Origin of the sequence: Flagellimonas marinaquae (assembly GCF_003992675.1) — a bacterium.
GTDB classification, from domain to species: domain Bacteria; phylum Bacteroidota; class Bacteroidia; order Flavobacteriales; family Flavobacteriaceae; genus Flagellimonas; species Flagellimonas marinaquae.
On the sequence record NZ_RZMZ01000015.1, the window covers coordinates 757380 to 778246 of the forward strand.

The 20867-nt window shown below is 42.4% G+C and carries 19 protein-coding genes; 7 read left to right on the forward strand and 12 right to left on the reverse strand.

Annotated features, from left to right (window positions below):
- Nucleotides 1-145: 145 nt before the first annotated feature.
- The 6 genes from EO130_RS12775 to EO130_RS12800 all read right to left on the reverse strand — a co-directional run bounded on the left by EO130_RS12775 (nt 146) and on the right by EO130_RS12800 (nt 5721).
- Nucleotides 146-745: a 3-keto-disaccharide hydrolase gene (locus EO130_RS12775; protein ID WP_127141892.1), complete on the reverse strand. Its 600-nt coding sequence runs from the start codon at nt 743-745 to the stop codon at nt 146-148.
- Between the two features lie 40 nt (nt 746-785).
- Nucleotides 786-2237, reverse strand: coding sequence for a M14 family zinc carboxypeptidase (locus tag EO130_RS12780; RefSeq protein WP_127141893.1), 1452 nt, complete (start codon nt 2235-2237; stop codon nt 786-788).
- Nucleotides 2238-2242: 5 nt separating this feature from the next.
- Nucleotides 2243-2905, reverse strand: a complete 663-nt coding sequence (locus tag EO130_RS12785; RefSeq protein WP_127141894.1) for a peptidoglycan recognition protein family protein — start codon at nt 2903-2905, stop codon at nt 2243-2245.
- Nucleotides 2892-3296: a 3D domain-containing protein gene (locus tag EO130_RS12790; protein WP_127142091.1), complete on the reverse strand. Its 405-nt coding sequence runs from the start codon at nt 3294-3296 to the stop codon at nt 2892-2894. Before EO130_RS12790 ends, EO130_RS12785 begins: the two co-directional genes overlap by 14 nt.
- Before the next feature lie 32 nt (nt 3297-3328).
- Nucleotides 3329-4777 carry an FG-GAP repeat domain-containing protein gene (locus tag EO130_RS12795; protein ID WP_164732936.1) on the reverse strand — a complete coding sequence of 483 codons (1449 nt, stop codon included), beginning with the start codon at nt 4775-4777 and terminating at the stop codon, nt 3329-3331.
- A 71-nt stretch (nt 4778-4848) separates the two neighbouring features.
- Complete coding sequence (locus EO130_RS12800; protein ID WP_127141896.1) at nt 4849-5721, reverse strand: pirin family protein; 873 nt, start codon at nt 5719-5721, stop codon at nt 4849-4851.
- A 52-nt stretch (nt 5722-5773) separates the two neighbouring features.
- Between EO130_RS12800 and EO130_RS12805 the strand changes: the two genes are divergently transcribed.
- Nucleotides 5774-7108, forward strand: coding sequence for a serine hydrolase domain-containing protein (locus tag EO130_RS12805; RefSeq protein ID WP_127141897.1), 1335 nt, complete (start codon nt 5774-5776; stop codon nt 7106-7108).
- A gap of 561 nt (nt 7109-7669) precedes the next feature.
- Here EO130_RS12805 and EO130_RS12810 read toward each other — a convergent pair.
- Complete coding sequence (locus tag EO130_RS12810) at nt 7670-8512, reverse strand: 1,4-dihydroxy-2-naphthoyl-CoA synthase (RefSeq protein WP_127141898.1); 843 nt, start codon at nt 8510-8512, stop codon at nt 7670-7672.
- Between the two features lie 230 nt (nt 8513-8742).
- Between EO130_RS12810 and EO130_RS12815 the strand changes: the two genes are divergently transcribed.
- Nucleotides 8743-9327: a hypothetical protein gene (locus EO130_RS12815; RefSeq protein WP_127141899.1), complete on the forward strand. Its 585-nt coding sequence runs from the start codon at nt 8743-8745 to the stop codon at nt 9325-9327.
- 60 nt (nt 9328-9387) lie between these two features.
- The gene (locus EO130_RS12820) at nt 9388-10011 is read left to right on the forward strand and encodes a class I SAM-dependent methyltransferase (protein WP_127141900.1); all 624 of its coding nucleotides are present in this window, start codon (nt 9388-9390) and stop codon (nt 10009-10011) included.
- Between the two features lie 97 nt (nt 10012-10108).
- Here the strand turns inward: EO130_RS12820 and EO130_RS12825 are convergent, their stop codons facing one another.
- Nucleotides 10109-12520 (reverse strand): glycoside hydrolase family 3 C-terminal domain-containing protein, encoded by a 2412-nt coding sequence (locus EO130_RS12825; RefSeq protein WP_127141901.1) that lies wholly within the window; start codon nt 12518-12520, stop codon nt 10109-10111.
- An 83-nt stretch (nt 12521-12603) separates the two neighbouring features.
- Here EO130_RS12825 and EO130_RS12830 point away from each other — a divergent pair, with 83 nt between their 5' ends.
- From EO130_RS12830 to EO130_RS12840, 3 genes are all read left to right on the forward strand, one after another.
- A complete protein-coding gene (locus EO130_RS12830) occupies nt 12604-13320 on the forward strand; it encodes an NUDIX hydrolase (protein ID WP_127141902.1) in 717 nt (238 codons plus the stop codon).
- 65 nt (nt 13321-13385) lie between these two features.
- Nucleotides 13386-14762, forward strand: coding sequence for a serine hydrolase domain-containing protein (locus tag EO130_RS12835; protein ID WP_241244353.1), 1377 nt, complete (start codon nt 13386-13388; stop codon nt 14760-14762).
- A 53-nt stretch (nt 14763-14815) separates the two neighbouring features.
- Nucleotides 14816-15205: a hypothetical protein gene (locus EO130_RS12840; RefSeq protein WP_127141903.1), complete on the forward strand. Its 390-nt coding sequence runs from the start codon at nt 14816-14818 to the stop codon at nt 15203-15205.
- A gap of 113 nt (nt 15206-15318) precedes the next feature.
- Here EO130_RS12840 and EO130_RS12845 read toward each other — a convergent pair whose 3' ends face one another.
- The 3 genes from EO130_RS12845 to EO130_RS12855 form a co-directional block, all read right to left on the reverse strand.
- Complete coding sequence (locus tag EO130_RS12845) at nt 15319-15939, reverse strand: SDR family oxidoreductase (protein WP_127141904.1); 621 nt, start codon at nt 15937-15939, stop codon at nt 15319-15321.
- A 132-nt stretch (nt 15940-16071) separates the two neighbouring features.
- Nucleotides 16072-17310, reverse strand: coding sequence for a glycosyltransferase (locus EO130_RS12850; RefSeq protein WP_127141905.1), 1239 nt, complete (start codon nt 17308-17310; stop codon nt 16072-16074).
- 162 nt (nt 17311-17472) lie between these two features.
- Nucleotides 17473-18984 (reverse strand): DEAD/DEAH box helicase, encoded by a 1512-nt coding sequence (locus EO130_RS12855; protein ID WP_127141906.1) that lies wholly within the window; start codon nt 18982-18984, stop codon nt 17473-17475.
- A gap of 244 nt (nt 18985-19228) precedes the next feature.
- On the opposite strand from EO130_RS12855, the gene EO130_RS12860 reads away from it, so the two are divergent.
- Nucleotides 19229-20092: a sigma-70 family RNA polymerase sigma factor gene (locus EO130_RS12860; protein WP_100818963.1), complete on the forward strand. Its 864-nt coding sequence runs from the start codon at nt 19229-19231 to the stop codon at nt 20090-20092.
- 418 nt (nt 20093-20510) lie between these two features.
- On the opposite strand, the gene EO130_RS12865 is transcribed toward EO130_RS12860, so the two are convergent.
- Complete coding sequence (locus EO130_RS12865; RefSeq protein WP_127141907.1) at nt 20511-20864, reverse strand: hypothetical protein; 354 nt, start codon at nt 20862-20864, stop codon at nt 20511-20513.
- Nucleotides 20865-20867: the final 3 nt, after the last annotated feature.

A 20867-nucleotide genomic window follows, 5' to 3' on the forward strand; every position in this document is an offset into this window, starting at 1 on the left:
CCTACTGATAGAATTATAGTTATGAGAACCTGAAACTAGTTCAGGTTGACGTAAATCAAGTTTGAGGTGACTCCATTGGAGAAATAAACCGATACGACTTAAACTAAAAAAAGCCCGATTGTTTAAATCGGGCTTTTTTGTGTTCTTAATCCAAGGGAATCAGTTCAATGTTTCGCCATTTTACCTTTATGCCCCCACCGTCGTGGATTTGCAGGGCAATGGCACCCTCACCTTCTCCTATTTTTTCGTCTTCCAAGTGTACCATTTCCACTCCGTTGAGCCAAGAGGTTACCTTGGGACCGTCCACGCGTATCTTCATGGTGTTCCACTCCCCCATTTTTAAGGCTTTATCTTTCTCGGGGTCTGGTTTTATAAGCCAACCACGTCCGTAGGATTCGTATATGCCGCCAGTATCCTTTCCGGGAGGTGCCACTTCCACTTGCCAGCCGCTGACCTTGGTCCCATCAAAAGTGGAGCGAATAAAAACGCCGCTATTTCCATCGGCCTCTTGTTTAAACTCTAGGGTCAGCTCAAAATTCTTGTAAAATTTTTCCGTGCTCAAATAGCCGTATTCTCCTTTTGGGCCGCTTTCACAGATCAATTCTCCATCTTCAACGTACCATTTTTCTTCGCCATGGTTGATCCAACCATCGAGATTTTCTCCGTTAAATAATGAAAAGGATTCTTGTGCAAAGGTCAATTGTGCCACAAAAAGGCATGCTACTAGTAAAATTTGTTTGTTCATAGGTATGTGCTATAGGGTTAAATAGTTTGTTTTCGAATTTTTATCGGCCATTTTTGAGGATGAGCCCGTTCCCAGTGCGTTGTTCATCCAAAGGTTTGGATAGGTCGATCAAAAAACCATTAATGACGGCGTGTGTCAACGTTTCTTCTTTCTTTAAAAAGAAAGTGGGATTCATCCCTGGTTGAAGCGTAAAGTTTTTCAGTTCAAATTTTTCATCCACCAATAGCAATGGAAATTGAACGAAAGCGCTCTTTTCTGATTGTTGTGTTTTTACATAGGCCACTCCGTCTTTCAAAATGTCCAAAGGGTCATCAATACGTTGGATTTTTGCCATTTTTGGCGGGACAATCGTATAACCTTCTGCATTAAAAGTATCGTAGCCGTAGAAAGTAGACAAATCCCCTTGATCACCAATCGTGCTTTTGTAATAGAATTCGTGATGATCTTTTAGATCTACTTCTTGGTTGAAAATCCCCAAATCTAAAATGTAATTGTTCCCCAAAAGCTCATAGGTGACGTTCTCAATTTTTAAATCGAATAGTTTACGGTCGTTTCTTGGAATCTTTTCATAATCGGCTATGGGAATATCTTGATAAGAACCATTGGCAATGGTATACAGGGCAGAAAGAATGGAAACGTAGTTCAGCTTTCGAATTTCCTGCTTTTCGGGATCATCTGGAAAGCCGCCGGATTCTATCAAAATAAGGCTTGTCCCCCATTTGGCAATATTGTCGCCAAAAGCGCGGGGTTCAAAATCGTCACTGTACCGCCCTACCTGTCCCGGTGCATAGTTTTGAATAATATTGTTCATATACACAATCACCTTCATGGCATTGGCGCGGATGTCATTGATGTCCTTTTCATAATTATAGGCGGTTGCCAAATAGGAAATGGTGGCCGGTTTTTCGGTGCGCTCCGCATTATAGTAGGTGCTCTGGTCATGCAAATTGAATCCAAAATCGGCTTCCAAACTGTCGCGAAGTCGTTTTAGCGTTTGTCCTTCAGGCGATTGTAGCCGTAGCGCATCCCGGTTGATATCGATGCCCAGCGCATTTCTTCGGGTGAACACTTCTGCCCCATCTGGATTGAGCATCGGTAAAAAATGGAGTTTTAACTTGGACAAAATCGCTTCCTTTTCTTGCTTAAAATCGGGTGCGTCCAAAAAGTTCAAAATATCAAAAATGGCCATAGTGGCCGTAGGTTCATCCCCGTGCATTTGCGACCAAAGGAAAATGTTCGACTCTCCTTCCCCAATACTGATCAAATGCAAATCCCGTCCTTGAATCGACTCACCCATTTTTTGCACCTCAAATTTTGGATTCGTTTTAAATTTTTGAATCAAGGGTTGAATATCTGTGTGTTTTATGCGGCGCTCACCAAGACTAGGTTCTTTAAACTGCTCATAGGTCTCATAGAGCTGCGAAGTGAGTTTGTCTTGCGCTTGAAGGGAAAAGGTAAGTAAGGTGAATAGAAAAAGTGGTATTCGTTTCATGTATTTTACGGTTTTGATGGAACGGGCTTAAAGTTAAATTTTTTGGTGGCGTTTCGGACGTTTTCCACAAAATCCATTCCCGGATCTGTTTTTTCGGTTCGGTATCCATCATCCACTTCCAGCCATAGCGGATGGTTTTCAAATAAAGTATATTCTTGATGTCCGATGACGTAGTCGATTTCGTATTTCGATGCCAAATAATTCACCAAGAAAATATTCGACCGCAGTTGTGCCTTGGTCAGTGGCATATTGTCCGTACCGCCAACGTTTTCAATTCCGATAGCACAATGGTTGAGGCCAATGGTATGGCGTGCCATAACGGTTTCAGGCATCAACCGGTAAATGGTGCCATCTTGATCTACCAAAAAATGGGCAGATACATTCAGTCCGCTCACATTTTCCAGATCGGGCCGCCAATTGGGCAAGGTGGACCGGTTGAAGGCCTCAAAGGATTTTTTTAGCGAAGGGATAGCGGTCCAGTGCAGCACTACCATTTTCGGGGTGATTTCCGGTGTCTCTTGTTCCAGATGGTAACGTTCCGATAGATATTCCTTGGTCAGTTCCATACGTTGTTCATCAAAAATAATGGGGATGTCCACAATTTCCCTTTGAACGGAACAGGCCATTCCCAATGCAGCAAGGCCTATAAGTAAGCTAGTTTTTTTCATTGGTGGTATTTAAAACGGTGTCCAACGGAACGGCGTAGCAGATAATCAATTTCTTACGGCCCCACTCCCTTGCTTTTTTTACATTTTTTCCCATGTAGATATCGATTCTATTCTTCCAACGCCAGTGCATTTTGTCTTTAACATAAAATGTATCGGGAAAGGTATCGATTTTTACCATCGTATTGTGCGTCAATCCCATTTTGATGAGATCTCGGGATACCGCAATACTTTTCATCCCAGGTTTCAAGGTGTCGCCCCAAGCGGCCACCGCCGGACTTATGCTATCCGTTTGCCAAAATACGGAATTGTAGGCCGAGGCCGTAACCTCATGGCCGTACCATTTGTATTTGGATGGTGGTTCTTTGGGCGGTTCTTTGGGAGAACAGCCCATAATTACAACACATACTATGAAAGCCAATTTTTTCAATACAATAGGTTTTCCAATAAAAGAAGGTCTACATTGTTGGTATCCCATCTTTCAGTCAATATTTTCGGAACAGGCGTAAACCCAAAAGTTAAGGAACTTAAAACAATATCCTCGTCACCGTCGTTGTCCACGTCCGAAGTGTCCATCAAAAACCATCGGGCCAATGAAGGGTCTTCCAAAATGTTTGTGGTAAATTCAAAGTTAGCGCTATCGGTGTTTTCCAAGTAGACAAAACTTCGTTCGGGAAAGGTCGTATAATCGGGAAAGGTACTGATTACGGCAAAATCAATATCCCCATCTTGGTCAAAATCCCGGGAAAGCACTCTTGTGGCACCATAAAGTGGATAAAAGTAGGCTTCCTCGTATACATTGTCGCCCTTGTTCAAGTGGATGCGCATCCCATGGTAGGGCTTATGTACATAGGAGATATCTGCATTGTCCCCGTGTACGGTGATAATGTCGTCCAGACCATCTCCGTTATAATCCACCAATTCAAACCAACTGGTCCCATAAATGGGACTGAATTCCAGAATATTTTTTGCTTCAAAAACTAAATCAGCGGTCTGATAAAAAACAGTAATGCTTTCCCTGCTCTGGGTCATCAAGGCAACAATGTCCAATTTTCCATCATTGTCCATATCCTTTGCCACAGTACGGATGGCCCCTGGTAGGTTCAACAATACTTCCTTCTCATATACTCCTTGTGCGTTTGCCTTTAAAAGTGACAGCTTGCCCGTTTTATTGCCAAATTCGCTAACGACCAACTCTTGTTGCCCATCCCCATTTAAATCTTCCATTAATGTATGTACAGGTCGATGTACATCATTGGCAATGGTGATCGTGTCTGATGGAGTTTTACGAATCACTTTGCCCTTTTTCAATTCAGACGGATGAATAATTCCAACTTCGCTTATAAATGCCACGGAATCCTTATCGTTGTACCATGTGATGGGGCTTGCTCCTTGAAAAATTTGGTTGACACGTTTTGTTGTGAAATCAAAATAGCCCAACCTGCCATCTAGATCTCCAAAATATACTTGATTCGGTTCCTTTTTAAATTCTAAATAGGTAACCATGCCCCCATTTAGCGAATCAACCATATATGGTTGGGCAGTGAACTGGTTTAAGGTATCGGCTTGGGGCATTTGTATGCTTTCCAACTGTTCAGGGGCATTCGCCAAGATATAACGTTGCAATTTGGCCCAATCGCCTAAGCTTATTTTAGGTCGAAATCCGGTTGGCTGCCAATCGGGGTCCTGATACATCCCCTCTACGTCCATTAGTTCCATCATGGCTGGCAACACCGAGTTTTTCCACATGTGCTTGGGCAATGCATCTATTTTGGGTGGCAGATGGCAACTGGCGCAATAGGTTTGGTAGAGCTGTTCTTCTTGACTTATGGGTCTCTCCTTTTTGCAAGACCCTAATAACAAAACAAGAATCAAACTTACGAGTTGATAAAATAAAGAATGATTTGGCATGGGATGGCTATGGTCTAGAGGTTGTGGCAATGGCACTAATTGGGCAAAGGGACGTATGTACTATCGTTTTCCATCATCGGAAAGGTTTTGTTGTCCCATGCCTGTTTGGCCTGCTCCAATTTTTCCTTGCTAGAAGAAACAAAATTCCAATAAATGTGGCGTTCCTCAGGAAATGGTTCACCCCCAAAAAGCAATAGATGCGTATTGGGATGTAGTTTTATGTTGCAGGTATCCTCCACTTTGGATACCAAAATATTCCCTTGGCCCACATTTTCGCCACAGGCGTCTATACTTCCCTCTACAATACAAATACCGATTTCCCCTTTCAGATGCCCGTTTACATTTAGCGTATAAGCTTCGGGAGCTTTGACTTCGACCATGAATAGATTGGAATGTACGGGAACAGGGGATTTTTTGTCGTATCCTTCGCCAGCCACCAATTTGAATTCCGTTTGGCCATCGGTCCATTTGGGAATGTCCTTCCCATCGATATGGTGAAACTGTGGTTCCATGTCTTCGAGTTCCTTCGGTAAGGCCACCCAAATTTGATAGCCGTGTGCGGTAAAAGTATGCCCATTTCGCAGGTCTTCTGGAGTCCGTTCGGTATGGGTTACCCCTTTACCTGCAGTCATCCAGTTTACGGAACCCGGTCGGATTCTTTGATGGGTGCCCAAACTGTCTTCATGGATGATTTCCCCTTCGAGCATAAATGTCAAGGTAGAGAGTCCCATGTGTGGATGTTGGTCCACATCCATATATTTTTTGGGTCCCAATTGCGTTGGACCCATATGATCAATAAAAATAAACGGGCCGATCATTCTTTTTTTGCGGAAGGGAATCAAGCGCCCGACCAAAAAATCACCGATATCCCTGCTGCGCTCTTCGATGATCAATCCGATGTTGGACATATATTTAATGTTTATATTTAGATGCTGAAAGTTACAAATACATCTGATAACCATGAAACTACTTAAGCGTGTTTTATTGCTCCTGATCATTGCCATCGGAGTAATTGTGTACCTGAATTATCCCAAATTGAACATGATATCCGGTTATGCCGCCAAGAATGTGGCCTCTGGGGTATATGTGGCAAACCGTTCGGCGGCCAGCATGAACCAAATTGACAACAAAGCCCCTTTGGTGGAACTGGCCTCCACCGAAGTGAATGACACTGAACGCTCTGCCACTGCTACGGTTTACGGTCTTATGGAGCGGACCGCTGTTTATCGGGATGGTCTAGGTGCGGTTTTGATCAACGATGATTATGACCCGGAAGCCATGACACTCCGTCCACAGCGAAATCAAGTTATGGATACCATTCCCTATCCCTATGGACAGGCCGCACCAAAAGATACCGTCTTTTCGGAAGTAAATATGGACCAAATCAACAAGGCCATTGCCATGGCGTTTGCCGAGCCTGAGACGCAAAAAACACGCACCATGCTCATCCTTTATAAAGGTCATCTTATTGCAGAGCGCTATGTGGACGGTTTTGATCAAGACACGCCTATTTTGGGATGGTCCATGACGAAAAGCGTGTTGGCCACATGTTACGGGATTTTGCAGCATCAAGGGAAACTGGAGATGGATTGGCCGGCCCCTATTCCGGAATGGAAGGACGACGAGCGCAAGAACATCACCCTCAATCACTTGCTGCGTATGCAAAGCGGACTGGAATGGGAGGAGGATTACACCAAGATTTCAGATGTAACCAAAATGCTGTTTCTGGACAGTGACATGACACAGCAACCCAAAAAGAAAAAAGCAATCGCCAAGCCAACAGAGGTCTGGAATTACTCTTCGGGAACCACAAACTTATTATCTGGCATACTTCGTCAGCAGTTTCGAAGTCATCAAGAATATTTGGATTTTCCCTATTCCGCCTTAATTGATAAAATTGGGATGTACTCCATGGTGTTGGAGGCTGATATTGCCGGAAACTACGTGGGTTCGTCCTATGCCTGGGCCAGTACCCGCGATTGGGCACGCTTTGGCCAATTGTATCTGGATAAGGGGAATTGGAACGGGGAACAATTGTTCGATTCGGATTGGGTGGATTACATCACCACGCCGACCGTTAACTCTGACGGTACGTATGGCGCCCATTTTTGGTTGAACGCAGAGGGCAAATATCCCGATGTGCCTACAGACCTGTTTTCATGCAATGGTTATGAAGGACAATATGTGTTTATGATTCCTTCCAAAGATTTGGTTGTGGTACGCACTGGACTGGCAGAAGAACCCCTATTTGATGTGAACGGGGTGTTGTCAAACATCGTAAAAGCAGTACCTTAAATCGATAAGATATACTAAAATCCATGAAAAACCACAGAATACGGGCACTTCACAACAATAATTTCATTTACGGGAACTGTGGTGGTACTTTTACTATGTAATAAAAAACTAAAGTAATTTTTTCATTTTCATATAGTGTTCTCGTAAAAGAGTCCTGACCCAAGTGGCAGGGCTCTTTTCAATTTTGGCCTATCCTGAGAGTTTTGTTTGCATCTCGCTGTCTGGCTGAACCACTGCCTGAAACCCATTATTCTTTGTCAAAACCTTGCTTTTACTCCAGTGGTCTAACCTTGAATTACAAGAATGGAGCAGATGACAACAGCAAAAGGCTAGTTGACAACAATAATTTCATTTACGGGAACTGTGGTGGTACTTTTACTATGTAATAAAAAACTAAAGTAATTTTTTCATTTTCATATAGTGTTCTCGTAAAAGAGTCCTGACCCAAGTGGCAGGGCTCTTTTTTATTTAGGACCATTCCAATCTTTTGGAGAACTCCCAACTTCGCAATGATGAGCAATCTCCCGCCTGTAAAATGCCAATCGCTTGTCTACAGGTGATTTACGGAATCCATTTATCCTTGCCAAAATCGGGCTTGCGCTTTTCCAAAAAGGCGTTCCTTCCCTCTTTGGCCTCATCGGTCATATAGGCCAATCGCGTGGCTTCCCCTGCAAATACTTGTTGTCCCACCATACCGTCATCGGTAAGGTTCATGGCAAATTTGAGCATTTTAATGGATGTTGGCGACTTGGCCAAGATTTCCTGCGCCCATTGGTACGCGGTGTCCTCCAATTCATCGTGCGGGATAACGGCATTCACCATTCCCATTTCATACGCTTCTTGTGCGGAGTAATTTCTCCCTAAAAAGAAAATCTCCCTCGCCTTTTTTTGTCCTACCATTTTGGCCAAATAGGCAGAACCGTATCCTCCATCAAAACTGGTCACATCGGCATCGGTCTGTTTAAAAATCGCGTGTTCCTTGCTCGCGAGTGTCATATCACAAACCACATGAAGGCTGTGCCCTCCCCCAACGGCCCAACCGGGAACTACGGCAATGACCACTTTGGGCATAAAACGTATCAATCGTTGTACCTCCAAAATATTCAACCTATGGTAACCATCCTCGCCAACATACCCCTTGTGTCCCCTGGCTTTTTGATCACCACCGCTACAAAAGGCCCATTTGCCATCCTTGGACGAGGGTCCTTCCCCTGAAAGGAGTACAACTCCAATGGAAGTGTCCTCCTGAGCATCATAAAATGCCTTATAAAGTTCGCTGGTAGTTTTAGGGCGAAACGCATTGCGTACATCGGGGCGGTTAAAGGCAATCCGTGCTACCCCATTACATTTTTTATAGGTGATATCCTCAAATTCCATAACCGTTTGCCAGTTGGGTGATTCCATAAATGTCTGTTTTGTTTATCACAAAATAACGGAAATTCTCGATCATGACCGATTCTGTTTCGCTTTATCAATTACCTTTCGTTTTTGATTAACAAAAAAGCTCAAATTTGAAGTTATTTTGACCAAAACGCCTCATCCGTCAGATCAAACAGGGCATCCGTCAATTGGTGGGGTGGACCTGTGTGATTTCCGTTTACATTTACCTCATGATGCGATTTAAAACTTTGCGGATGTTCCTAGTTGTAATATTGGGTTTGGTGATTTTAGGGTATTTGATAATCAAAAGGCATATTAATCCAGACCCCTATTTTTCACGACGAATGGAACCAATTGAATTCAGCCATATTTTTTTCAGGGAATCAGCCAGTGGTTTATACGTTTCCGCAGAACTTGAAGATGATTTTGCATCGAGAGCCAACGGAAAAATACAATATTCCATCAACAACGGCTATGCACTCTATAATGATGAATATCGTTTTGAAATAGATTCGAACAATATCTTTAAATTGTTTCAATTAAAAGATGGCAGTTCCATGGTACTAGGGACTGTGGTGGACAAAACCTTTATGGATTATTCCCAATCCTACCTGTACAAGATAAAACTGCCGGAAAAATATTTAGGCACTCATGAGTACGCTCGTGGCATATTCCCCTACTATGTACCCGTTAAATTTTCCATGATGAGCAGTGGAGGCAATAAATACAGCCATGAGGAACGTACATTAGTAATTTCACCACAAGGAGATACCCTGAGACTATACCAAAACTATGGACATATGAATAGTGGTGAAAAAACAGGTATTTATAAGCGGTAGTTCATTTATTTAGCTGCTTTTCGATTGATTCCTTTTAATTTTGGGGCAACAACAAGAGAAATGGATAACGACTGGCTTAAAATGTGGAACTCCCGATTTGGGCAGCAAGAATATGTTTATGGAACTTCTCCCAATACCTATTTGAAAGAAAAACTGGAATACTTACAGCCGGGTTCCATTTTATTTCCTGCCGAGGGCGAAGGTAGGAATGCTGTTTATGCTGCGCAGTTGGGCTGGAAAGTCTCAGCCTTTGACATTAGCGAAGCAGGACGTGAGAAAGCCTTGAAATTGGCTACAAAAAAGAATGTGAGTATTGACTATGCCCTAGGCGAACTTCCCAATCTGGGCTATCAAGTCGATGAATTTGATGCCATTGCCTTAATCTATGCCCACTTTCCTCCCAACATCCGTACGGGCCATCATAAGTTGTTGAATAGTTGTTTAAAAAAGGGAGGTACCATCATTTTTGAAGCCTTCAGCAAGGACCATCTAGCGTTTAAAAAGAAGAATCCAAAAGTAGGCGGCCCCAACAATGAAGATTACTTGTTCTCCTTGGAGGAGCTTCAAACCGATTTCGCCAATGTTGAATTCTTGGAACTTAAAAAAATGACCATAGAACTCAACGAAGGTGACGGCCATGTAGGAACAGGTTCGGTAATCCGCTTTTTAGGGCGAAAAAAATAAGGGACGTTTGTTTTTTGATAACACACACATCCCTTATCCAAATACACTATCCATGAATCAAGCAAGTTCCTTTACTGTGAAAGGGACCCACTCAAATTTATAATTCAATTCTCGATGTTTTCTTTACCTCTCGGGAGGAAGTCGCGGCCTTTATGGTGTAGTGGCCCGGCTCTAGCACCCATTTGGACAGATTTTCGTTCCAATACCTCAGATAATTCACAGGAATTTTCACCTGTACCGTATCGGTAGCTCCTGTGCCCAACAATTTTGTTTTGGCAAATCCTTTCAGTTCCTGTGTAGGCCTATCAATTTGGGTGGAGTCCTTGGAAACGTAGAACTGAACAATTTCTTTTCCATTGGTTTTTCCAATATTGCTTACGGGAACAGATACTTTAATTGTATCGTTCTCCTGCACTGTTTCCATATCGCCATACGCAAAATCGGTATAGGAAAGTCCGAAACCAAAAGGATAGGAAACCTTTAGATTTGCCTTATCAAAATGACGGTAACCTACATAAATCCCTTCCTCATAATTGGTATAATCTACGTTCTGTACCATTTCATCTTCGGGAACTTCATCCTTGCCAAGCAACATATCCTTAATTTGCATGGGTAATCCGTTCTGTGGGAAATTGGTATTACTGGCATGATCATCCACATGAACAGGGAATGTCATGGTCAATTTACCACTGGGGTTAACGTCCCCAGTCAAAATATCCGCTACGGCGTTTCCGCCCTCTTGTCCGCCTTGCCAAGCCAACAGAATGGCATCCGGTTGGTTCTTCCAAGAAGCAGTTTCGATGACACCGCCAATATTCAAAACCACAATGACCTTTTTTCCTGCTTTTTGAAAGGCATCACAAGTGGCACTTAGCATTTCCTTTTCTTTTTCGGACAATAGAAAATCATCCGCCACGACCCTATCGCCGCCCTCACCGCTATTTCTACCCATGGTGATGATGGCCAAATCACTCTCCGAAGCAATGGTTTCCATCAAATTGCTATCATAGCTCATTTCAGGAGGAAGATATGGGTTGAACATGGCCGACATGCCTTCTGGTTTTTCAAAGGCCTCTTCATTAGCTGCCTTGTGTTTTTGATAGGCTTGCTTTGCAGTGGGGCTTACACGAAATCCAGCATTGGTCAATCCTTCTTCCAGCGAAACGGTATAGGCCTCATTTACGTCCCCAGAACCTGTCCCTCCGGCAATGAAATCATAGGAGTATACCCCAAGTAACGCTACATTTTGTCCCTTTTCCAAAGGAAGTACGTCATCGTTTTTCAGTAATACCATGCCTTCGGAGGCCGATTTTCGGGTGATGATTGCATGGGCTTCCAAATCAGGGTTTTCACCATAGGTGTATGCTGTCATCTTCTTACTTTTGAAAACCATGGTCAAAATACGCCTCACCGAGGTATCCAACGCATCCATATCCAAGGTACCGTCCTCGTAACCTGCGGTTAAGGCTTTCCATTGTTTTTTGGTCCCCGGTTCCAATAGGTCGTTCCCTGCATTCACCATGGACACAGGATCGTTACCGCCAAACCAATCAGACATTACGAGGCCTTCAAAGCCCCAATCCTCCCGCAATATATCGGTCAGCAAATATTTGCTCTCCGAAGTATAGGTTCCGTTTACCTTGTTGTAGGAGGACATAATGGTCCAAGGCTGTGCATCTTCAACAATAATTTCAAATCCTTTCAGATAGATTTCCCGCATGGCCCGTTCCGAAACCCTAGTATCGTTGTAATTTCGATTAGTTTCCTGATTGTTGGCCACAAAATGTTTTACCGACGTACCAACGCCGTTGGATTCTATTCCATTGACCATTGCGGCTCCTATTTTACCCGTCAACAGTGGGTCTTCGGAATAGTATTCAAAATTTCGTCCGCAAAAAGGATGTCTATGAATATTGGCGCCCGGGCCCAGAATCACATCGATTCCATATTCGAGTGCTTCGTTTCCCATGGCTTGGCCCACGTTTTCCACTAATTCGGTGTTCCAAGTGGAAGCCAACAGCGTAGCTATGGGGAATGCAGTACAATAAAATGTTCGGTCAATGCCATCCCGTTTAGGCTCTATTCGAAGTCCCGCTGGCCCATCGGAAAGATTGATGCTCGGTATACCAAGTCGTGGTGTGGCTACAATGGTACCCACCACACCGGGAATACCTTCCCCAGGTTCCACCATGCCCAAACCAGAGGCCATCCCAGACCCTTTCAGTATATGGATTTTCTCCTCAACAGTCATTTGCGAAAGCAAATCCTCTACCCTCGCCTCTATTGGTTGACGGTTATCTTCGTAAATATCCAACTCGCCATTTTCATTACGATCCAGAAAACTATGACCGCCTATGGTGACCATTGGTATATCTGTTTTTTGTACGTAATCGTCTTCGAAATCCAAGAACTGGGAGCTTAGGTACCACCAACCTAATAATCCACCGACCAGCAGAATGAATAGAATAATTCCAAGGGTTTTTAGCGTAATGCGAAAGATTTTTTTCATATCCTATAGTTTGTGACAAGGTGACACAAATATAAAGAAAGATTTAATTGTGGCAAAATGACACAAATCAGTATTTTTACATTATGGACATCATTGCTTTTATCGAAAACGGTCAGGAGCTATATTTACCTAACCTCTCAGTTGACATGGTTATCATTGGATTCCACGAGGACCAACTTAAATGCCTGTTGCTAAAGATTGGGGATAAATGGTTGTTGCCTGGTGGCTATATTTTACGAACGGAATCAGTTGAGGCCGCAACGGTACGTATACTGAGGGAACGCACCGGATTGGAAGACCCGCACTTTAAGTTTTTGTCCGTATTTGGTGGTGAACACCGTCAGTTTACAGATGAATGGAAACAATTTTTTGAAGAACTGAACTTTCCCTTTAGGGAAGATTCGTGGCTGAATGACCGTTTTGTTACCTTGGCCCATTACTCTCTGGTCAATTTTGAAGAGACCCGACCGGTGATCGGTAATTTGGACTCCGCTTATGGCTGGTTCGGCATCAACGACCTCCCTCCTATGTGGATGGACCATAGAGCAATTGTACTTAAAGCCAAGGAACGATTGAAGGAAGATGTGCAAGAGGAACCGCTGACCTACAATTTATTGCCAACAGAATTTACCATGCCGCAACTGCACCAATTGCACCAAACGATTTTGGAAGAGCGCCTTGACCGGAGCCGTTTCCAAAAGAAAATGATAGCTTCTGGTTTTTTTGAACGCTTGCCCAAGCTCCAAACCGATGCACCAGGTCGTAAACCGTATCAATATCGCATTAAAAGGGACAGGTAGGCAAGTTCTTTTTTGGTTTAACATGGAAATGCTCTAATTTGGTAATGACACTAAATAAACATGCCATGAAACATTTTCCAGGTTGCATTCTTTTTCACGTTGATTTTTCTTTTTTCCAATGGCGGCATAGAAAAACCACGGTGGTCGCAGCACTTATGCTTTTGAGTTGTTCTGTGTGGTCCCAAGAATTTGATGCTGTCAAACTGGACCAATATTTTGATCTTCTGGAAGAAAACAATAAATTCATGGGCAGTGTTGCCATTTCGCAAGAAGGTAAGTTAATCTATACACGGTCGGTGGGGTATTGTGATGTGACTTCTGAATCCAAGGCAACGGCGGCTTCCAGGTATCGCATTGGTTCTATTTCCAAAACATTTACCGCAGTATTGGTTTTTAAGGCCGTAACGGCGGGAAAACTTTCTTTGGACCAGACCTTGGATGGTTTTTTTCCTGAAATTCCCAATGCTGAAATTATTACCATCAAACAAATGTTGGGGAACCGTAGCGGTATTCACAATTTTACCGATGATCCTGCGTATGTTACCTACATGACACAGAAAAAGACCGAAGCGGAAATGGTAGAAATTATCGCAAAGGCCGGAAGTGATTTTGAACCCGATAGCAAATACCAATACAGCAATTCCAATTTTGTGTTGCTGACCTACATTCTGGAAAAAAATATGGGTAAACCTTATCCCAAACTACTTGAAGAATTTATTATAGAGCCCTTAGGGCTTACCAATACCTATGTGGGCCAAAAGATTGGAACAAAGGACAATGAATGTAAATCGTACATGTACCTGGACAAGTGGCAAGAACATCCAGAAACTGATATGTCCGTGCCCGTTGGCGCTGGTGCCATAGTTTCCAATCCAACTGATATTGTCAAGTTTAGCGATGCACTATTTGGAGGCGATTTGCTTGATATGGAGCATGTGGAAGCCATGAAAAAGATTACGGACGGTTATGGATTGGGATTGTTTAGTTTTCCTTTTCATGAGCGAACTAGTTATGGGCACACGGGAGGGATAGATGGTTTTTCTTCTTTATTCGGTCATTTTGATGACGGCAATGTATCCTTCGCCCTTACCTCCAATGGTGCAAACATGAATACCAACGATATTGCCATTGCTGTTTTGAGCACGGTCTACAATAAACCTTTTGAATTGCCCAAATTCAATTCCTATAAGGTTGACCCAGAACAAATGGAAGTCTATGTGGGAAACTATACGGCCCCGGATTTTCCTTTGGACATGAGTATTTTCATTGAGGATGGAATGCTAAAGGGCAGAGCTACGGGACAGTCTGCATTTACTTTGGATGCTGTGGACGAGCATCAATTTGAATTTGTTTCCGCCGGTATCCAGATAATCTTTGATCCCGAAGAAAAGGCCATGCTTTTTAAACAAAGAGGCGTAAAAGTAAATTTCACAAAGGAGTAACATCAACTTAACTTGAGTTGGAAGATTAAATCTACCTTTAAGATAAAAAAACCATGAAAAAATTATTTCTGTTGGTGCTGTTCCCGTTTTTGATGTCATTTCAATGTGAGGACGATTTCGAAAACTCTGGATTTGAAACTTCATACAAAATTCAAAACAACTCCAATATGGATTTGTTCTACATTGATGAATACAACCAAATTTCCCAAATAGCCAAACAATCATCTAGTATTATTGGCTTTACACTAAATAATGAAACAATACCGGTCATGCCAACAGCTTCTTTACGCTTTGAAGCCATTAAACTATATTCTTTGGAAAACGAGGATTACATATTGCGTTATCAGCAAACTCCTGTTGATGACAATTTGTGGGTGTTAACAGAGCCATTGGAGAATGTTTTTGAATACACCTTGATTATTACTGACCAGTTGTTGGATTGATGTGTTTTCGACAGCATTAAACGGTTCAACCTTTATTCTTCTCCTCAATCCATTTGGCCATATACTTTGTAGTCGCTTTGCATACCTTCCAATTTCTATTTGGGAAATAATGCTTAGAATTCATGTACAGCTTCTTCTATTTTGGTTTCGCCCGTTAAAATTTCGAACACTTTATTCTTGGCAACATCATCTTCAAGACTCTTCACAAGCGTACGAGCGACATCCCATCTTGGAATTTCACCCCGCTCGTTCAGTTTTTGTGAAAGTTTGATTTTTCCAGTTCCCTCCTCATTGTTCAATGCGCCTGGCCTCACTATTGTGAATGTTAAACCGCTGATGTCCAAGTATTGGTCAGCATTTTGCTTCGCCTGTAGGTATTCCTTAAGTTCACCACGTGGATTGTCCACGCCCATAGAACTGAGCATTACAAATTTACGTACACGTTCCTTTTTTGATGCATCGATGAGCTTTTTGGCACCTTCTTGGTCCACATCGACCACGTTTTTACCTCCAGAGCCTGCCGCAAAAACTACTTTATCTATACCTTTGGTGGTATGAGATACATCTTTGGTTAGGTCTCCCATAACAGTTTCTACCCCTTGCGATTCCCATTGCTCCTTTTGCTCATTATTACGTACCAAGGCTACTGGGCGATAATTTTCGGCTTGTTTTACTAATTTGACAACTTTTTCTCCTGTTGTACCAGTGGCACCTGCGATTAAAATATTTTCCATAGTTGATAAGATAAAACTATTGAGGAGTCATCCAAGATGCTTAACGCAGTTTTAACGCCATATATCATTTGAAACATTTTTAATATCAAATGCTTAGGAAAACTTAGCTAATCTTAGCCTTAACTAATTACGCTACTTCTCCTTATTCTTCTCCTCAATCCATTTGGCCATATACTTAGTGCTGCTCATGGTTTGATGCTGTAATAGTTTTCCAATGAAATTTTTTGAGCGATGGGTATCCAAATTCACAATCAGGTGTTCCAATCGTTTTCCCAAACTACTTTGTACGCTTTGCCTGTTATACAACTGTTGGAGCAGTGCATTACCGTTTTGTTGGGCACCTTCCCAGCTTTTTTTGTTTTGATGCAATTCCACGGCAGCATGGGCAAACGCATCCCAATCATCGGCAATGGTCCCGTTCCATGCGAGGCCAGCATGCATACCTTCTGCTCCAATGGTAGTGGTTACGCTTGGGGTTCCTGTTCGCATGCCATCCAATAATTTTCCTTTTATCCCCGCACCAAATTGGAGTGGGGCCAGCAATATCTTTGCCTTTTGGAAAGCTATGGTTGCATTTTCGACCCAGCCTTTGATGTAAAATCCTGTTTGGGGATCGTGCATTTCGTTGATTTGTTGTGGCAGATAGGCTCCAAAAATTTGGATTTCAGCTTCTGGCAGATGGAGTCTAATCCGAGGCCAAATCTCCTTTTTCAAAACCTTTAGGGAATCTGCATTGGGTGCGTGTTTACCATTTCCGATACTGATAAAACCGTTTCTAGCATCAAATGGAGGAAAATTTTTGGAGCATATTTCCTTTATATCCACCATAAAAGGGATGTGGAGCAATAACTCGGGTGGGATATCGAGCTTTTGCTGCAAAATTTCCATTTCATAACTGGAAATCATTAAGGTCAGGTCACACCGATAGATACTTGCCGTTTCCCGTAAAGTGGTTGGATTATTTTTCCAGTCTTCAATCCTAAAAAGTTGGTCTTTTTTATGAGCCTCTTCCCTACTCTTTCGAAGCGCATGCAAATCTTCCGTATTGAGCACCCGCAGGGCTTTTGGTGCATGTTCCGCTACGCGCCATCCGAATTGCTCTTCTACCATAAAACGGTCGAACAAAACCACATTGGGCATCAATTGTTGTATAAATTCATCAAAACTGGAATGGTTGAGCTGAATGAAGGTCTCGGAAATACCCATGGCTTCCAAATCCAAGCTATATCCGGTTTTGCTGGCTGTGCTGGCAAAAGTAATTTGATAGCCCAACTCTAAAAAAGCTTCCAACAGTTGTTGCATGCGACTTCCTGCCGCAGTTGTGGTAGGCTCTGGCCATACATAACCAATTACAAGGAGTTTTTTGGACATGTGGGTAAAAGTACGAAGACGAATACGTTTGAAGATTAAAATTCAACTTCAAAAATCAAGTTCAAGCTCAAAAATCAAGTTCAAATACAAGCGACAAATTCAAACCTAAAAATCAAATCATCGAATATCCAAAAACCTAAGTATCCAAGAATCTGAATCCTGCTACATTTTAGCAGCAAACATTTTGGAGATGCTGGAACGCAATTTTCGCTCGTAGTCTTCCTCAAGCCATTCCTTATAGTTCTTGGTGTTGTTCATGATGCAGTAGGAATATTGTTTTACCCGATAGGAAATCTCGTCCTTGAGTTCCTTGGCCAAAATCCGGGCGTCGAATACATCTTCGCTATTTTCCACACAAATTTTCGCGTGCTGTTCAATACTTTTCTCCAGTACGATTTTTGATTTTTTCCCCTGTGCAAATATCTTTTTGTACTCTTCTTTTACATCAAAGGTGATGTTCTCCGACTTGCTGAATTTGGCACGAAGCTCCTCGGGCATCTCGTAGACAAAATCCCGCTCAATTTCCTCGTCGTTTTTAATGTTTTCCAAATAAAAATCAGGGAAATGGAAGATTTCCTGCCAATCCACCGGCGCATCCCACGGTCCAAAACGGGCAATATTATTACCCATATCGATCACGTTGAACTCATCTTTGTCAGGCAGTACCCTAGACCCCCTACCGATCATTTGGAAATATAAGGTCAATGACCGTGTGGCCCGGTTCAGAATAATGGTCTCTACGGTAGGTTCATCAAAGCCCGTGGTCAATATACTCACCGAGGTGAGGATGGCATCGGGCGTTTTGGCAAACCAATCTAGAATGTCCTTGCGCTCGGAAGCTGTATTTTTGTTATCGAGGTGCCGCACATTATACCCTGCTTTTTTAAAGGTCTCGTACACATAAAGAGAAGTGTTTATGCCGTTATTGAAAATCAAGGTTTTGGTTCCCTTCGCAATTTCTTCATAGGCTGACATTAGCTTGCCTAGCATGCTGTGGGCACTGTAAAACTCATCCGAGGATTTTACGGTATAATCACCGTTGATGCCCAGTTTTAGGGTGCGAAGGCTGACATCGTAATTATAAAGATTGGCCTTGGCCAAAAAGTTCTTTTCAATTAATGATTTTATGGATTCCCCAATGATAAGGTGCTTGTAATTGTCCTTCATGGGCAGTTTGATGTTGGAGCTCAACGGAGTGGCCGTTACGCCCAAAATGGTGGACTTTTCAAAATATTTGAACAGCTTTCGGAACGAATTGTAGTGGGCCTCGTCAATAATCACCAATCCTACATTGTTGATTTTCACCTTTTCTTCCTGAAGCCTATTGTTCAAGGTTTCCACCATGGCCACAAAGCACATATAATCATCTTGATCGTACAGTTCCTTTACTTCACTGTTGATGACTTTGTTGGCCACACCGAATCCTTTGAGCATTTTAGAGGTTTGTTTGCTCAGCTCGATACGGTGTGTGAGAACCATCACCTTTTTGCCCGTTTGCTGGATAAACCTTCGTGTAATCTCGGAGAACACCACGGTTTTTCCTCCCCCCGTAGGCAATTGGTACAAAATGTTACTACCTGCCGGAAGTTTGTCCAATTGCTCGAAGATTTTGTTCAGGTCTTCCTCCTGATAGCCATACAGCGTTTTCTTTTTGATTGATTTGTTTACTTCCAAAGGGAAAAAGGCATTATGGATTCTTAAATAAAAAACCCTACAAAATTAGGGGTTTTTTACGCTTGTGACCAATCCTTGAGGTTAATTATATCAAAATAGTATCAACAATGGTCCGTTTGCCCACAATTGGACTTTTTCGACCTTTTACTCATAACATTTTGATAACAATAACAATTTGGACTTGGAAAAATCAAGATTATAATGTATACTGATAGCTTGTAACACTTGTAAACCAGATAAAAGAATGAGGCAGCTTAAAATTATCAAACAGGTCACGAACCGCGAATCCAAATCACTCGACAAATACTTGCAGGATATCAGTAAAATCGATTTGATTACCGCACAGGAAGAAGTTGAGTTGGCACAGAAGATAAGGGCCGGTGACCAAGCTGCTTTGGAAAAACTGACCAATGCCAACCTTAGGTTTGTGGTGTCCGTTGCAAAACAGTATCAGAATCAAGGATTAAAACTTCCCGATTTAATTAATGAAGGTAACGTGGGCTTGGTAAAAGCCGCCAAGCGTTTTGATGAAACTAGGGGTTTTAAATTTATATCCTATGCGGTTTGGTGGATTCGACAGTCCATCCTGCAAGCCTTGGCAGAGCAATCCCGTGTAGTTCGATTGCCCCTGAACAAAATTGGCTCTATCAATAAAATTAAAAAGACCTTTTCCTATTTGGAACAAGCCCATGAGCGGCCACCTTCTCCGGAGGAAATTGCCAAGGAATTGGACATGACCGTTTCCGAGGTAAAGCAATCCCTTAAAAATACGGGACGCCACGTATCCATGGATGCTCCCCTGAAGGAGGGAGAAACGTCCAATTTGTATGATGTGTTGAACGCTGGAGATTCGCCCAAACCCGATAAGGGACTTATGCATCAATCCTTAAACACGGAAATTAACCGTGCTTTGGACACCCTCTCCCCTCGTGAAGCAGATGTAGTACGTTTGTATTATGGGATTGGCGACCAACCCTCCATGACTTTGGAAGAAATAGGCAGCACCTTTGATTTGACCCGTGAGCGGGTACGTCAAATCCGGGAAAAAGCAATCAGAAAATTACGGCATACCTCCAAAAGCAAGATTTTAAAATCTTATTTGGGATAAATTGCCTCAGAAATATGGAATAGAAAAGGGGATGTTGATAAAATCAGCATCCCCTTTTCCATGATAATCACTTAAATAATTAAGATCTGCTCAACAGACTGATATCAAAGTCAGTAAGCAAGTCTTTTAAATCTTGAATAAAATTCAAGTAGGCCGTGTTTTCTTTGTTCTGGTTGTTCATGGTAACAAATTTTGGGTTTGTTTGTTAACTATAGGTAATCAAGTTCAGCAAGTTCGTTTACTGTCAAAATTTCGTTGAGTTCTTGCAAAAAAGCCAAGTATTCCTCACCGTAGGTGTCGTACAACATCGTAATCTCAATTTAAGTTTGGGTCTTTTTATAACGTGATTTCAATTCAAAGATTATGTTTGTTCCCTAAATTGTGGTGAAACACCTACTTCGGGTGGTGAAATCCCTTTTTATTTCATGTTCAAAATATCCAATGCTACCTCAAAATCCAAATCCTTATCCACCTTGCTGGGACGAATGTTGAACTCGTCGTAAATAAAGCAAAGGTTCATGGGCAATCTTCTTCGTTCGGTTTCCGACAACAGTCCCAATTTTTCCTGTAGTTCATTCTTAATTTGAAACGCCTTATTGCTTATTTTGGGGTTTTCGTGCGACTCCAATTCGTTCAAAAATGGAATTTCCTTATGGTCCCCTACCTCCAACATTTCATCCAAAAGCAACAACTGACACTCCAAATCCTTGGTGTGCTGAAACAAAGGATAGAATACGCTTTGCAAGTATTTGGGAAGCTCATTGGTCGCCATGAT

Coding starts and splice junctions, on each gene's coding strand:
- EO130_RS12825 (WP_127141901.1), bottom strand. CDS start 12,520: ATGAAAAAAATCTTTCGCATTACGCTAAAAACCCTTGGAATTATTCTA.
- EO130_RS12845 (WP_127141904.1), bottom strand. CDS start 15,939: ATGGAAAATATTTTAATCGCAGGTGCCACTGGTACAACAGGAGAAAAA.
- EO130_RS12860 (WP_100818963.1), top strand. CDS start 19,229: ATGAGGCAGCTTAAAATTATCAAACAGGTCACGAACCGCGAATCCAAA.
- EO130_RS12805 (WP_127141897.1), top strand. CDS start 5,774: ATGAAACTACTTAAGCGTGTTTTATTGCTCCTGATCATTGCCATCGGA.
- EO130_RS12830 (WP_127141902.1), top strand. CDS start 12,604: ATGGACATCATTGCTTTTATCGAAAACGGTCAGGAGCTATATTTACCT.
- EO130_RS12790 (WP_127142091.1), bottom strand. CDS start 3,296: ATGGGCTGTTCTCCCAAAGAACCGCCCAAAGAACCACCATCCAAATAC.
- EO130_RS12800 (WP_127141896.1), bottom strand. CDS start 5,721: ATGTCCAACATCGGATTGATCATCGAAGAGCGCAGCAGGGATATCGGT.
- EO130_RS12815 (WP_127141899.1), top strand. CDS start 8,743: ATGTTCCTAGTTGTAATATTGGGTTTGGTGATTTTAGGGTATTTGATA.
- EO130_RS12865 (WP_127141907.1), bottom strand. CDS start 20,864: ATGGCGACCAATGAGCTTCCCAAATACTTGCAAAGCGTATTCTATCCT.
- EO130_RS12780 (WP_127141893.1), bottom strand. CDS start 2,237: ATGAAACGAATACCACTTTTTCTATTCACCTTACTTACCTTTTCCCTT.
- EO130_RS12820 (WP_127141900.1), top strand. CDS start 9,388: ATGGATAACGACTGGCTTAAAATGTGGAACTCCCGATTTGGGCAGCAA.
- EO130_RS12810 (WP_127141898.1), bottom strand. CDS start 8,512: ATGGAATCACCCAACTGGCAAACGGTTATGGAATTTGAGGATATCACC.
- EO130_RS12835 (WP_241244353.1), top strand. CDS start 13,386: ATGAAACATTTTCCAGGTTGCATTCTTTTTCACGTTGATTTTTCTTTT.
- EO130_RS12785 (WP_127141894.1), bottom strand. CDS start 2,905: ATGAAAAAAACTAGCTTACTTATAGGCCTTGCTGCATTGGGAATGGCC.
- EO130_RS12775 (WP_127141892.1), bottom strand. CDS start 745: ATGAACAAACAAATTTTACTAGTAGCATGCCTTTTTGTGGCACAATTG.
- EO130_RS12850 (WP_127141905.1), bottom strand. CDS start 17,310: ATGTCCAAAAAACTCCTTGTAATTGGTTATGTATGGCCAGAGCCTACC.
- EO130_RS12840 (WP_127141903.1), top strand. CDS start 14,816: ATGAAAAAATTATTTCTGTTGGTGCTGTTCCCGTTTTTGATGTCATTT.